At 47.8% G+C, this 14309-nt stretch carries 11 protein-coding genes; 4 read left to right on the top strand and 7 right to left on the bottom strand.

The features are described from left to right. Positions 1–48 precede the first annotated feature (48 nt). Positions 49–1467 (top strand): pitrilysin family protein, encoded by a 1419-nt coding sequence (locus Q4Q49_RS06625; RefSeq protein ID WP_311998957.1) that lies wholly within the window; start codon positions 49–51, stop codon positions 1465–1467. Next, entirely contained in the window at positions 1464–3194 is a 1731-nt protein-coding gene (locus Q4Q49_RS06630; RefSeq protein ID WP_311998958.1) for an insulinase family protein, read from the top strand. The genes Q4Q49_RS06625 and Q4Q49_RS06630 overlap by 4 nt, the downstream gene beginning before the upstream one ends. A gap of 37 nt (positions 3195–3231) precedes the next feature. Here Q4Q49_RS06630 and Q4Q49_RS06635 read toward each other — a convergent pair whose 3' ends face one another. The 7 genes from Q4Q49_RS06635 to Q4Q49_RS06665 form a co-directional block, all read right to left on the bottom strand. Continuing rightward, the gene (locus Q4Q49_RS06635; protein ID WP_006085944.1) at positions 3232–3912 is read right to left on the bottom strand and encodes a response regulator; all 681 of its coding nucleotides are present in this window, start codon (positions 3910–3912) and stop codon (positions 3232–3234) included. 100 nt (positions 3913–4012) lie between these two features. Then, entirely contained in the window at positions 4013–5626 is a 1614-nt protein-coding gene (locus tag Q4Q49_RS06640; RefSeq protein WP_311998959.1) for a sensor histidine kinase, read from the bottom strand. Positions 5627–5640: 14 nt separating this feature from the next. After that, complete coding sequence (locus tag Q4Q49_RS06645) at positions 5641–7161, bottom strand: tripartite tricarboxylate transporter permease (protein WP_311998960.1); 1521 nt, start codon at positions 7159–7161, stop codon at positions 5641–5643. A gap of 2 nt (positions 7162–7163) precedes the next feature. Beyond that, on the bottom strand, positions 7164–7631 hold the full coding sequence (locus tag Q4Q49_RS06650) for a tripartite tricarboxylate transporter TctB family protein (protein WP_006085948.1): 468 nt from the start codon (positions 7629–7631) through the stop codon (positions 7164–7166). 10 nt (positions 7632–7641) lie between these two features. Beyond that, on the bottom strand, positions 7642–8595 hold the full coding sequence (locus Q4Q49_RS06655) for a tripartite tricarboxylate transporter substrate binding protein (protein ID WP_006082913.1): 954 nt from the start codon (positions 8593–8595) through the stop codon (positions 7642–7644). Positions 8596–8607: 12 nt separating this feature from the next. Then, complete coding sequence (locus tag Q4Q49_RS06660; RefSeq protein WP_259542144.1) at positions 8608–9888, bottom strand: OprO/OprP family phosphate-selective porin; 1281 nt, start codon at positions 9886–9888, stop codon at positions 8608–8610. 591 nt (positions 9889–10479) lie between these two features. Beyond that, the gene (locus Q4Q49_RS06665) at positions 10480–11283 is read right to left on the bottom strand and encodes a polymer-forming cytoskeletal protein (RefSeq protein ID WP_012586906.1); all 804 of its coding nucleotides are present in this window, start codon (positions 11281–11283) and stop codon (positions 10480–10482) included. A gap of 282 nt (positions 11284–11565) precedes the next feature. Here Q4Q49_RS06665 and zapE point away from each other — a divergent pair, with 282 nt between their 5' ends. Both zapE and Q4Q49_RS06675 read left to right on the top strand, forming a co-directional pair. Beyond that, complete coding sequence (gene zapE, locus Q4Q49_RS06670; RefSeq protein WP_311998961.1) at positions 11566–12885, top strand: cell division protein ZapE; 1320 nt, start codon at positions 11566–11568, stop codon at positions 12883–12885. 693 nt (positions 12886–13578) lie between these two features. Continuing rightward, positions 13579–14309 (top strand): MCP four helix bundle domain-containing protein (locus Q4Q49_RS06675; RefSeq protein WP_311998962.1); only part of this gene is annotated, 731 nt, incomplete at its 3' end.

The raw sequence follows: 14309 nt of genomic DNA on the forward strand, positions 1-14309 counted from the left end.
GATGAGTTATTTAACGAATTCAAAAAATATGCTCGGCAGGATGCACTTATGAGAACTCACATCGCCTTTTTTATCGCCCTTGCGACCAGTGCTTTTAGCAATTCGCTGCTGGCACAATGTCGCGCCGAGCATGATGCACAAGCCTTATACGCGCTCGAAGCGAACCTAAAAACCTACACTCTCGAAAATGGCCTGACGGTGCGGTTACTGCCCATGGCTGATAAACAAACAGTTACAATCGCCAGCCAATTTAATTTAGGTGCCCGCAACGAAGCCCAAGGTCAGAGCGGTTATGCCCATCTGTTTGAGCACATGTTATTTAAGGGCAGCGAAAATGCCCCCGGCGATACCTATGCCCAGCAGCTCAGTGCCTTAGGTGCACGTTTTAATGCCAGCACACATTTTGACTACACCAATTACTATGTGACGCTGCCAAGCCCAGCATTAGAACTGGGGCTGTATCTCGAAGCCGACCGCTTTATCCGTCCAAGCCTTAATGCCACTACCGTTAAAAATCAGCAGGAAACCGTACTACAGGAAATGGCCCAAACCATAGATAATCAGCCCTATGTCCGCAGCGCGATGGCGTTCTTACTCGACCAAGTGCAAGGCACGCCCTACGGACACGGTATTATTGGTAGTCGCGAGGATATCTTGCAAGCCACACCTGAAAGCCTAACCGCCTTTCACCGTGCTTATTATCGCCCCGACGCGATGCAGCTTTCCCTTGTCGGCAAGTTAAGTCCACAAACCCTGCAATGGATTGAGCAAGATTTTGCGACTTGGCCTAAACCAGCGACGACTGAGCCTAGATTCACTGAGCTGAACATCCAGCCTAAACAAATGCATGCTGAGTTAGTCGATGAACGCGGACCTTGGCCTGGATTACTGCTCGCTTGGCATACCGTAGGTAAAAATCATCCCGATGCGGCAGCGATTCAACTGCTCGAAGGCTATTTATTTCAAAATACCGCCAGTGCAATCGCTAAACTTAGCCAGCATAATCCCGCGCAGATGCTCAGCTATTCCCTGCCCTTTGAGCTAGAAAATCATGGGATTGCCAATATTGTCTTGGTTCCGCGAGCTCGCACTTCACTCGATGCCTTAGTGGAAAAAGTGCTGGGACTTGTCGCACAAACACAGCAAGAGACTCTGGATGAAACCAGCCTGTGCGCACTTAAACAAGTGTGGTTAAACAATCGATTACAACAACTCAGTGACACCCAAGCACTAGCCACGCAGCTTTCGGCGACCTCAGTTCAAGATAAAGACCATCCCTTTAGCGCGCAGTGGCAACGGATTAACGCAGTCACGGCTGGCGATATCCAAAGAGTCGCAAAACAGTATTTTACTCAAGACTATGTGCGGGTCGACCTACTGCCACCTTGGTATATTCGCTGGGGAAAAACACTGCTGGAATGGCTACCTAGTGACATGAGCGACAGCCTAGAGGATGCGGTATTATGATGAACCTAACTCCTGTAACTCACGGACGACCTAAACAACTACAAAGCTTAATGTGCTGCGCAGCGGCGTTATTACTGAGCGCCTGCCAGCAAACGCAAATCGTCTTTACGCCGACCGAACCGCCAAGCTTAGCGGGCTTTAACACGCCCTATCCTTTAAACAGTCATTTACCCGAAAGCGGCGTCATCATCCCCGCAACGGATCCAATGTTTAGCGATGAAGTTCATACCGAGTTGGATTTACCCTATCAGTTACATAGACTTGCCTCAGTACAAAGAAATCATGATCTAAACAGTAATAACCTAAGCACTCATGATCTAAACAGTAATAACCTAAGCACTCATGCTCTAAGCAGTAACAGTCTAAGCAGTAACAGTCTAAGCAACAGGGTCAGTTTAGCGGCGATAAGTCCGCAGGCTCCCTTCAATAATCCCGATATTTTACAGATTGCCTTGCAAGAGAAAGCCCGCGCACTGGCGATTAGCCTCGCAGACCCCTGCCTTGAAACTTTCAGTATTCGCGTCAGCTTGCATAGCATAAATCTAAGCCTCACCTGCCCCGACGATGTTAATCATATCTACGGTTTGCTAGTGCAATTTTGGCAGCCCAATACCTTTGTTGATGCGACAACCGCCCCCGTCGATATTGACAATATTCGCCGCCAACTCAAGCTCAATAAGCACTTGAATGCCTTTAGTGGCGCCGAGATAGATAAACTGTGGCGCGAAAAGCTACTCGGACCTGAACATCCTTACAATAAAGTGCTCAATAATAATGAGCTGTTCGATTCACTTAATCTGAATCAACTGCAACAGATCCAGCAGCAGGCGGTATCACAAGCACAGTGGCATCTGTTTCTACCCAATATACAGGCTAAAAACGCCGAATTTAATCTTCAAGCCAGCATCAAACAGTGGCCTATGTTGACGACATCCTTGCCTAAATCCTTTCCTAAGTCGTCATCGCACGCGGATAAGCTAGAAACAACCACACCTAAGCAAACCCAAAAGATTTACCTTATCGATGCGCCGGGCAGTGTGCAGACCCAAGTCCGCCTAGGCTATCGCATAGACTATCGCATAGACTATCGCATAGACTATCGCATAGACCATTCCATAAATCATGCCATAGGTCATACCGTAGATAGTGAATTAGGCGATACGTCCGAGACGAGTCAACTCAGTTCACAGGAAGTCACCTTAAGCTGTCGTAGTTTGTCCGCGCTGATGGGGCGCAGTTTTTCGGGTAGACTCTATTATGATTTGCGGGAAAAGCGCGGCCTCACCTATGGCATTTACGGTCAATGTGCCAATGCACCGCTGTCCAGTAGCATCAAGTTTTACGGCAGTACAGCCATAGAACATACGGGTGCGTTTGTGGTGGGCATACTTGATCACCTCGCGCTCGTTAAAACCCAAAGTGCCAGCCAAGGCGAAATCAATGCACTTAAAACCTATTTGATAGGTGAGGATTTACTCAGCCAAGACAACAGCATTCAGCGTGAAAACCAATATCTCCAACAAGTTGCGACAGGATTAACTCAAGTTGATGTGCAACAGCTAAATGCCGAGTTGCAGGCGCTAACGCCCGCAAGGCTGCAACAGTTAGCCAACGGGGCGTTTAGCGGTGAGCCATTGATTATCTTGCGGGGCGATATCGATAAAATAATCCCAGACTTAACCTCTAAGCTGCCAGAGTGGCAGCTTGAAAGGGTCAAGGTGGACTAAATTCTGAATGCAAAAAAGTAACAGATGAACAGATAGACTAGCGCACTCTGTGGTAGCAACGTTCGGGGCGACCGATGGAACCATAACTCTGATCCGCCGCTAACTCGTTACATTCCAACAAAAACTCTAAATAACGCCGCGCAGTAGAACGGCTAACGCCTAGCTTTTCACCCACCATTTGCGCCGTAAGTTTATCCTGCGGCTTAGCATCAAACACTTCACGGATTTTCTGTAGGGTCAATTGGTCGACCCCCTTTGGCAAACGAGCAGCAGCCTTGGTCGTCCCTGTCGGCACTTCCATAAAGGCATCGACCACGGATTGAGTAAGCTCCTCCGTGGCAGAAAGTTTGAGCTGGCGGCTCTCGAATCGACTCAGGGCTTGATCTAACCGGCTCAACAGTACAGGTTTCACCAAAAAATCGAACACGCCCAGCTGCATGGCTTTTTCTAAAATCTGCACTTCCTTGGCCGCAGTGAGCAACACCACTTCACTGCGGCTCCCTTGACTGCGTAATTCTGCCAGTAAATTCAAACCATTACCGTCGGGTAAATACACGTCTAATAGCAAAAGATCGGGTACGATTGCACCCAGTAATGATCGTGCGGTACTGATATCACTGGCCATGCCAATGACTTTATATCGATTGGTCGAGAACAAGTATTGTGCGACGAGATGCGCGACTTCGACTTCATCCTCAACGATAATGACGGTATGCATTAAACGGTACCTACTTCAGGCAGAAATTCAGGAAACAAATACGGTGCGGTTAACTCAGCAACACGCGCAACTTGGTCCGCAACAATCATGACGGTATGCATTAAACGGTACCTACTTCAGGTAAAGGTTTAGTGGGAATATACACAGAAAAACGCGCTCCACCTAAATCTGAGTCGGCAAACTCTAAGCTGCCATGGCAGGCACACAGGTAAGTATTAACGATATACATGCCCACACCGTGCTGCGCCCCCTGCTTAGAGCTGTAATCTGGATCGAATATCGTACTGTACTCGGTTTTAGAAATCCCATCGCCGCTGTCTTCCACATCAAAAATCAGGTTAGAGGCAGTTTCATCTAAGGTCACGACCACGCGGCGGGGCTTATGATTGTTCGCCCTGTGCACGGCCTCAATGGCATTATCGATAAGGTTGCCCATAATCGACACCATCCGCTCTAGCATAATGGCGTCTTGAACATCACTAAGTTGACTGTCTGGGCTGATTTGAAACTCAATATTGAGCTCTTTCGCCTTGTGATACTTACCCAAGAGTAATCCGGCTATCGTCGGCTCATGGATTTGCGACAGTAATAAATGGATTTGAGCCTGCCAACCTTGGCTTTCTTGGCCGATAAATTCGACCGCTTTGTCGTAGGCTTTAAGTTGCAACAAGGCGCCTAGAGTATGGAGTTTATTCGAGTAATCATGGGTTTGCACTCTGAGCATTTCGGCAAACTCTTGCACTTTGGCCAGTTGTTGGCTCAAGCGCTCAATTTCATCGGCGGGGCGCATCGTCAGCAGCAAGCCATCATTTTGATCCCGCACCTGAAACGGCACCCGCGACATCACCAGCCATTGCTCATTGGCAAATAACTCGAATCCCCTGATGGTTTTGTTTTGATTCGTCAGTAGAAAATCGGCGTGCTGCGGCAATAAATCACTCAACATTAGATCATTAGGTTGGCAGGTCGGAGATAAGGCTAAGATCTCCCGCGCCCTTTGATTCAACTTGCGGATACGACCATCGGCATCCAATGCCACCACACCCATTCGCACTGTGTTAAGAATCGCGTCTTGCTCGACGAATAAACGGCCAATTTCAGCAGGTTGCAAGCCGAACAACATTTCCCGCACTTGCCGCCCCATCCAAAAAGCCACCAGCACGCCCATCAATAACACTCCTAGGACTGTCATGATGATTTCAGGAATACGTTTATCGATTAACGCGCCCACGGACTGACTCAAAAAGCCCACGGAAACCAAGCCGATAATTTCGCCTTGCTCGTCAAGCACTGGCACTTTACCGCGAATAGAACGACCTAAACTGCCCTGCGCCTCGGAGATATAAGACTCCCCTTCTAATGCCGCTTGGCTGTCACCACCCTCCATCTTCTTGCCAATTTTATCTGAATCTGGGTGCACGATACGGTATTTATGAGTATCGCCCACCACGATAAAATCGGCCTTAGATGCTAGACGTATTCCTTCTATCGCGGCCAGCAATTGTGGGCTCGAATGCCCAGTCTGCAAAGCCGTAATCACATCGGCCCGTGTCGCGACCGCATGGGCCAGCCCTAATGCCTTAGCGCCCGATTGCTCAGTAATACTGCGGCTCAAAATTTGATAGCTGATGCCGCCAAATAAGGCGCACAGCAACAAACTCAGGCAAGTTACCCCACTGATTAACCAGGTTTCTAAGCGTTTAGGGCGTCTCATTAGCGTACCTTTACTTAAGAGGCTTTCGCCAATTTATCACTACGATGACTACGAATAAAACCGATCAAGGGCACAACCAGCATAGCAATTGCCACAATCAAGATAGTCAGCGTCAGCGGGCGTTCCCACAGGAAGCTCAAAGAACCATCGGAAGCGATCATAGCACGGCGGAAGTTACGCTCAATCATATCACCGAGGATGAAGCCCAGTAGCAGCGGCGCCATCGGAAATGCCAGCAAACGCAGTACCACAGCGACAATCGCAAAACCTATCATCAAGAACAGATCGAAAGTATTAAACGAGACTAAATACACCCCAATCAAACTGAAGAACAAAATCATCACAGTCAAAATCGACTTAGGCAAAGCCAGCACTTTGGCAAAATAAGGGATCAGCGGTAAATTCAACACCAGCAGAATAATATTGCCAAAATACATAGAGATAATCACAGACCAAAACACGTCTGGACGCTCTTGCATCAACATAGGGCCAGGTTGAATACCATAAGCGATCAATGCACCAAGCATGATGGCCGTGGTACCCGACCCCGGAATACCTAAGGTCAATAAGGGTACAAATGAACCAGTACAGGCCGCATTGTTAGCCGACTCAGGCGCCGCAACACCGCGAATCGAGCCCTTACCAAACTCATCGCGTTTCGCGCCGCGGGATAAATTACGCTCAGTGCCGTAGGCCATAAAGCTGGCAATAGTTGCGCCTGCGCCCGGTAATACCCCAATCAAAAAACCGAAAATAGAAGAGCGACCAATCACAGGTGCTATCTCTTTCACTTCCTCTTTGGTTAAGCGAGTGCTACCAATGGGCTGCGCCGAAAAGTTAATGTTTTCGGTCGACTTAGGCGGCTTAATCACATTCATTAAGGCTTCAGACAGGGCAAAAGTCGCCATGGCGATTAACAGAAAACTGATGCCATCGAGTAAATCTGGCTGACCGAAGGTGAAGCGTTCCATCCCCGAGAAAGGATCGATCCCCACTGACGAGAGCAACAAACCTAAGTGAGTCATCATCATGGCCTTGAGGAAATCGCCACGATTCGAAAACGCTGCAATGGCCGTCAAACCGAGGAACATCAAGACCACATAATCGCCCGATTGAAAGCTCAGAGATACTTGCGCTAATAATGGCGCCGCGACCATCAACATGATGGCGCCGATAGTGCCGCCGGTAAACGAAGCATAGGCCGCAATCGCTAATGCTTTGCCCGCCATACCTTTTTGCGCCATCGGATAACCATCGAATGACGTCGCAACCGTTCCTGCTACGCCCGGTGCGTTGATCAGAATTGATGAAGTCGACCCACCAAAAATAGCGCCGTAGTACACGCCCGCCATTAAGATCATCCCTGAGCTGGGGCCAATGCTGTAAGTCACTGGGATCATCAGAGCGATCGCTGTGATCGGCCCTAATCCCGGCAGCATACCGATCACTGTGCCGACCAAGCAGCCTAAGACCACATACATGAGGTTTTGCAATTCAAACGCGGTCGATAGACCAATAAACATTGCATCGAACATAGTTAACTCCAAAGAGAACCTGAGGCCAAGTAGATACCTAAGACTTGCGTCATCAACACCCAGAACACCAACACCACGGGCACAGAGGCGAGCAGCAAAATCTTAAAGCGGCGCTCTCCCATCAACCAAAATCCAGCGACCAAAAACAATAAGGTAGCGACAACAAACCCCAACGGTTCGAGTCCGGCGGCATACAAGACCATCAGCACAATCAGCGCCGCGGTTTGTTGTAAGGCGGCTTTAGTCAGCAGCGCCCCCCGCTGTTGAACCGTGTTTCCTTTCAGCAAGACAGCAACCAGAGAAAACAGACTAAACATCAGCCCCATGGCAGCATAAATCTTCGGCATAGTGGAAGACGTCACGACTTCAAATTCTTCAAACGGCAATAAGGGAATTTGCCATGCCAGCACGCCATATCCGGTAAACACGGCGACAAATAGCAAGGAACCAAGCAGATCACGATTCAACATCTGTCACTCCTTACTTAATAAAGCCCAGTTGCAACATAGTGGCTTTAAGCTGTTGCTCCTGTGCTTCCAATGACTTAATGAATTCGGCTTGGGGTTCAAACAGATTGATCCAACCATTACGGGCACGCACTTGTTCCCATTCTGGCGTCTTAATCAGCGCCGCAAACTTGGCCACATACTCATCAACTTTGGCTTTAGGCGTATCAGGTGCCGCGAAAAAGCCGCGCCAGTTAGTAAACGTCATGTCATAACCGAGGGATTTAATCGTCGGAACCTCTGGATGCTCGGCAACGATTTCTGGCGCCGTCATAGCAAGGATCCGACCTTGACCACTGCCCGCAATTTCTAAAGCTTCACTGAATCCCGTCGACAATAAATCGACTTCGCCCGAGAGTAAGCCAGCCTTAGCTTGACCACCCGCATCGTAGGGAACATAACGTAAACGACCGCCATCTAAGCCCGCCGCCGCAATCGCTTGCGCCGCAACTAAGTGATCCATACTGCCGCGCGCCGAGCCGCCAGCGATATTGAATCTTTGTGGGTCCGCCTTAAAGGCCGCCAACACATCGTCCCAGGTTTTCAACGGTGAATCGTTACGCACCACAAAGGCACCGTAATCGGCGACTATGCCTGCAACCGGCGTTAAATCACGATAACTAAACGGGATTTGCCCAGAAAGTGCACGGAGCACAATTGGAGTCGAGTTAACCAGTAAAATATCGCCCTGTTTGTTTTTCGATTTGATCATAGAGGCTATTGCACGGCCGCCACCGCCACCCGAGAGGTTCTCAAAAGAGGCATTACCATCAATTTTCGACTTCACTAAGGCTTCACCGACGCCGCGCGCCGTGGTATCCCAACCACCGCCTGGACCGCCAGGAATGATAAAGTGGATATCAGCACTCGCCATGCCAGAGGCACCAAGTAACAGCGCACTCATGACTAAAGATTTCATTTTCAACATGATTCATTACTCCTAAAACACGTATTGCAAACGGGCAGCAAAGGCATCGCCCACATCTTCATTGCCGACTAAGGCAATCGTGCCAGCGCCATCGACGGAAGAATGGATGTAGTTAGCCATCACTTTGATTTTTGGATTAAAGTAGTAAGACACGCCTAAGGTATAGGTCTGAGCTTTAGTACCTTGGAAGTCGGAGCTCGCATCCACGCTAGAAAAACGTGCCGCCAATTCCCATGCATCGGTTACGCCCTTAGGCTGAGAAAACACCGCGCTGCCCTTGGAATAGCTGCGCTGTTCGCCCGTTAAGAAGTAACTCGCCTGCAGGTAATACGCCTGATAACGCTCACCATCGAGCACTGACTGAGGATCTTGGGTGTTTAAACTGCGCTGGGCATATTCGCCCTGCAACAACAAGCCATTATGTTGAAATGCCAGCTCTAAACCCGCTTGATTTAGATTATCAATCGCTGCGGTTTCACCACCGGCGACATAGTTAATCAGGCGAGTATTAGTCTCGCGCAGTTCGCCGCGAGCAAAGCTGGCAGACAAGTCATCGCCGCCCATTTGACGCGCTGAGTACCACAAGCCTGCATGCAGCACTTGGCCCGGTTCTTTGGCCTGTGACCAAGTCACTCGCGAGCTCAGGGCATAGTTCAAATCATCAGTTTCATCTTTGCCATCGCTACCAAAGGCATCGTTTTTATAAACACCCAAGGCGTAACGTAAACCTGTGCTGGGGAAATATTGATAGGCAGAAACACCCCAGCGGAAGTACGGCGACATAGTATCGGCGAGGCTAGAACGTTCGATCAGCGCAATGTGATTACTGCTGGTGAGCGCATCAAGGCTGATATCCTCACGCAACTTACCAAATTGCAGTTTAGGGCCATTCTCAAAACCCGAATAACGCATCCGAGCCATGACGATTTCAGCGGTATTCTCAGCAAATTCAAGCAACAGCTTGTAATCCCAATCCTGTAATTCGCCTTCAACAAAGGTACGGACTCGGCGGGGGAAAATATCCTGCGCGCTACTGCCGTTATGTTCGGCGTTATAGGCACCATTGAAGAGGTTGTAATCGAGTTGAATGCGACCACCTATCTCAAAAGCTGGCGCGCTAGGCTTAGATGGAGTCGCAGTGGCATTCGCTGCCTGCTGTTGTTTTAGCTGGTTAACTTCTTGAGTCAATTGGGTGAGTTGTGCTTGAAGCTCTTGTGGCGTTAAGTCTTGCGCATTCGCAAAACCAGTAAAGGCCACAGCGGTTGCCGCGGCAAGTAAGGTCAATCTAGGCATCAATGCCTCCTGTATTGCAGTCTGCCATTCCCTGTGGGAATGCCTGTGTTATTAGAATTGTGTCAGGTCTGTGACGGACTACTTCCTCGCCCAGAGGATGAAATGTATCGTTAACATTTCGTTAAAGATATTTAACGCACTTAATCTTCATTAAGGGACTTAAGGTGACTAAAAATCATAAAGTTCATGAACAAAATAAACTTAACTCAAGGGAAACGGCTTGAAGTGCACAAAACGGGTAAGAATGAGAGATAACTCAATGAAAATATGACAGGAATATTAGCGGACGCTGAATGTTAACAGATGAGTGAAATAGCATAAAAATAGGACGGATTTACCCTTGGAACGTTAAATTAAGCTAGAAGCCATCCATAAAAGCAAAGCGCCGTTAAGCGCTTCTGAGGGAACTAGCAACAATACTTGAAGAGAGATTGAGTAGGATTGAGCTGGATTTCGGCGATAAGCATTAGCAACGATGAGCAAATAAGAATGCTCGAACAAAAAACACCAAATGCTCGACCCAACGATGCGAGTACCTATTTATTCGAGATAATTGATTCAAGCGAATAGATTCGAGCTTTCGCTTAGCAATCAGAGCTTATTGCCTGCATTCTCGCTGGCGGGCGCGGTGCCATTATCACCCTGCGCCATCTGTGCATGGCCTTGTTCCATCTGCTGTAAATCTTCCATCGCCGAATCCTGCGATAAAGCCAGCGGATCGGGATCTGCGGATAACGCCGCCGTATTGTCGGCATTCGCGGTATCTGGCGCAGTCGTTTGTTCAGTCAGTAATGGATTGGCAGCCTTTTCAGCATCTAGCCCCTGTGCCACGGGAGACACTTCAGTATTGAGCGGACTATCACTCACATTCGGTAACCACTCACGCAATGGCTCGGGTCCAAAACTAAAGCCCAAGGCGATGACGACAGTTGCAGCAGCAACATACAACCAAGGGCGAATCGCCCGATTATCGCCTCTTAATGAACCGCTCTCACTGGCATATAGGTGCGCATCCGAGCGTTGAGCCGCTGGGGCGATCGCTTTTAGCATGTCAGGCAAGGCATCAAGCTCAGGGCCTTTAATCCGCTGACCAATAAACTGGCCGCCTTCGTAAATCTCCATCTGATGGCTTGCAACTTCACCGTCAACCACACCAGAACTGGTAATAATCAACTTATTACAACAGACTCGACCACTAAATACGCCGCACACCCGCAACTCATCACAGCTGACTTCACCGGAGATCTCGCCGCCAAGTTCGATCTTAATTTGTCCCGCTGAACCAATCTTGCCCTGCAATTTACCCGCAATTAATGCCGTGCTCTCTAACTGGATGTCACCCTCAATCGAGGTTTGTGCACTGATAAAAGTAATGCCATTGCCTTTGCTAGCCATAGGATTCATTCCATATCATTATTTTTGTGACAAAGATGTTAAGGTAAAAGTCCCCGAGAATAAAGCACTGGTTTCGTTTAGTATTTGACCTAAGCCTCAGAGCGGGATTTAAGTCACGCCAGCGACTATGTTACCCTGAGCATCTTGCAATATGGCTCCCGAGTACCTAAGTATGAGTAGCATGATGCCTCAAAAGGCGAGCGCTGATATCGCACTTAATCCAAGCTAAAGCACACACTGACTGCAGTAAACACCTAAAACAACCGCCAACGAGACCCCGACATGGCTCATTCAAACTCCGCTAGCTCGCAATCGATAACGCCAATGATGACGCCACTGGAAGTGTATCGCGCCAAAGTGAGCGAAAATCTAGTTGATGATCCCGCGCAGCAACAGGCGGTGTTAGCGCTCGATATGCTATTTAAGCAGTTGATGCCACAAGCCAATTCAGCACGCCTGTCCCAATCACAATCCATCAAAGGCTTGTATCTGTGGGGCGATGTCGGTCGCGGTAAAACCTTTCTGATGGATTTGTTTTTCGATTGTTTGCCAAGTGAAAGCAAGTTAAGACTGCATTTCCACCGTTTTATGGCGCGGATACACAATGCATTACGCGAGCATTCGGGTAAACGAGACCCGTTAACTCTGATTGCTAAAAATCTCGCGAAAGAGTGCAAGGTGCTGTGTTTCGATGAGTTTTTTGTCTCAGACATTGGCGATGCCATGATACTCGCAGGGCTATTTGAGTGCCTATTCGAACAAGGTGTGGTGCTGGTCGCGACCTCTAATATTCCAATTGAGCAATTATATGAGAACGGCTTAGCGAGACACAGATTTTTACCTTGTATCCAATTGCTGCAAACGCACACGCAAATGCTGCATCTCGATGGCAACCAAGACCACAGGATGCACGCCATCAATACTTTATTAAACAACGAGATTGGCATTGAAAGCGCTGAAATGAGTGCCTCGATTTCCCGCAATATTGGCATTACCGGAACACTCGATTTTGAGCAGATTTTTGACAAGCTAGTGAATGGGTTAACGCCAAATACACTCAGTATGAACGCTGTTGGCATTAGCGATTCTGGTATTCGTGAGACTAGTATCTGCGGTAGCAGAATGAGCAATGCTAGCCTGACCATCTGCAACCGTGAAATCCCAGTGATCCGCGCCGCTTTAGAGCCCATAGACAACGCCGTTGCTTGGTTCGACTTTTATGCCCTGTGTGACGGCCCGAGATCCCAACTCGATTACATCGAAATCGCCAGTCGATTTAAGATCTTAATGGTGAGCGGTGTTCCTAAACTGGGCGGCGAAGTGAAAGGCTGGATCCGTGCCCGCGGCACGGAGGACGGCACAGGTGAAAACCAAGCCGCAGCCACGGGCGAGCGCAAACTCTCCTACGCCGCCAACGATGACCCAGCGCGACGTTTTATCAGCTTAATTGATGAGTTGTACGATCAAAATGTCAGTCTCTATCTCAGCTGCGACGTGCCACTGAGCGAACTCTACCAAGGTGGCGCACTCAATTTTGAATTCCGCCGTACCTACAGCCGATTAATAGAAATGAGCCGGCATGAATTACCGCAAAACAATTGATTATTTATCGCTTCGCATAAATAAGAAAAGAGATAAGAAAAGAGACAAGAAATAAGCACCAATCGTTTACGTCTCATTTATCCATTTATTATCGAACAATTCTGATCACAAGAAATAAAAACGCTTAAAGGAACAGTCGATTACAAAGGTTTTATACAAAAAGAATACTAACGGTTTGAATACTCTCTTTAAATGCTGATATCAAGCATAAAGCTAACGACCTAAATTGCTTTATTAGAACCTGATTAATCCAGCAAAAATTCACTTTAACTATCTAAAATTAAAATAGTAATCACGTTAATACCTTTATTCAAACTAACCTGACTCTAATCGATAGTCGAAATAAAACCACAGACATCATCACACTCAATTGGGCAATACAGTTTGCTAACGCCAATATTTAAGGTACGGTACAACTTAGTTTAAGCCTTACTAATTTACAGCCAGTCGCTTTTAATCGGCTAAATTTACAATCCAAAACGAAAAAGTTAGAAAATATAATCTATAGTGTATTAAACCAAAAACTCACAGTTCCGACTCGGCACGATAACAGTTAGTTTAACGTTAGCAAGCATGAGCTCAGCCTTTTGGCTCAAGCTTCATGGCTCGACAGCAGTGATTAAAAAGTATGAGCTTAAAAGCAGTAAGAACGACCTTAGACGGAACTCATTTAAATACAGGGACGACTCGCTTATGTGGTTACGACAAATTAAGATTGGCTCACGACTCATTACTGCCTTTGGCTTACTCGGCCTAGTCTTGTTACTTCAGGGACTCATGTCGCTGCAAACTATGTCATCTATGCGCGCCTCCTCTGAAGAAATTGAAAAAAATACCCTACCGACACTCGTCACCCTTTCTAACATCAATCTTAACGTGATGCGCGCTAGGGTATTTACATTTCGTCTGTTACTCGCCGATTCAGCTGCTGAGCGTGACAAAGGGCTCGAAACCTTAAGGCAAATTCGCGAGAACATTGAAACGGATCAAAAGGCCTACGAGCCTTTAATTAGTTTGCCTGGTGAGCAAGCCCTCTATCAGGATTTTAGTCATAATTTAGAGCTGTATTTACAGAATCAAGATCAAATGATCAGTAAGCTGCAGGCCAATGACACGACTGAAGCTAAACGGATCATGGATGAAGTGATGACGTTACAAGCTGATAAAATAACTAAAACGCTTATCAGTATTGGCGATTTAAATACCGAATATGCAGGCAAACAAGGCGAGGTCACCGCACAAGCTTACGAAGAAAGTAAGCTACTCAACAGCGTAGTGATAATAGCCTCCTTGATTGCCGCATTTATCGTGGCCACATTATTAACCCGTAGCATTGTGCAGCCAATGAAAGAAGCGGTAGACATTTCGGTGACAGTCGCAAGCGGTGATTTAACACAGAAAATTAGTGCCGATGGCGAAGATGA

It is taken from the genome of Shewanella sp. SP1S1-7, from assembly GCF_031932105.1.
Classification (GTDB): domain Bacteria; phylum Pseudomonadota; class Gammaproteobacteria; order Enterobacterales; family Shewanellaceae; genus Shewanella; species Shewanella baltica.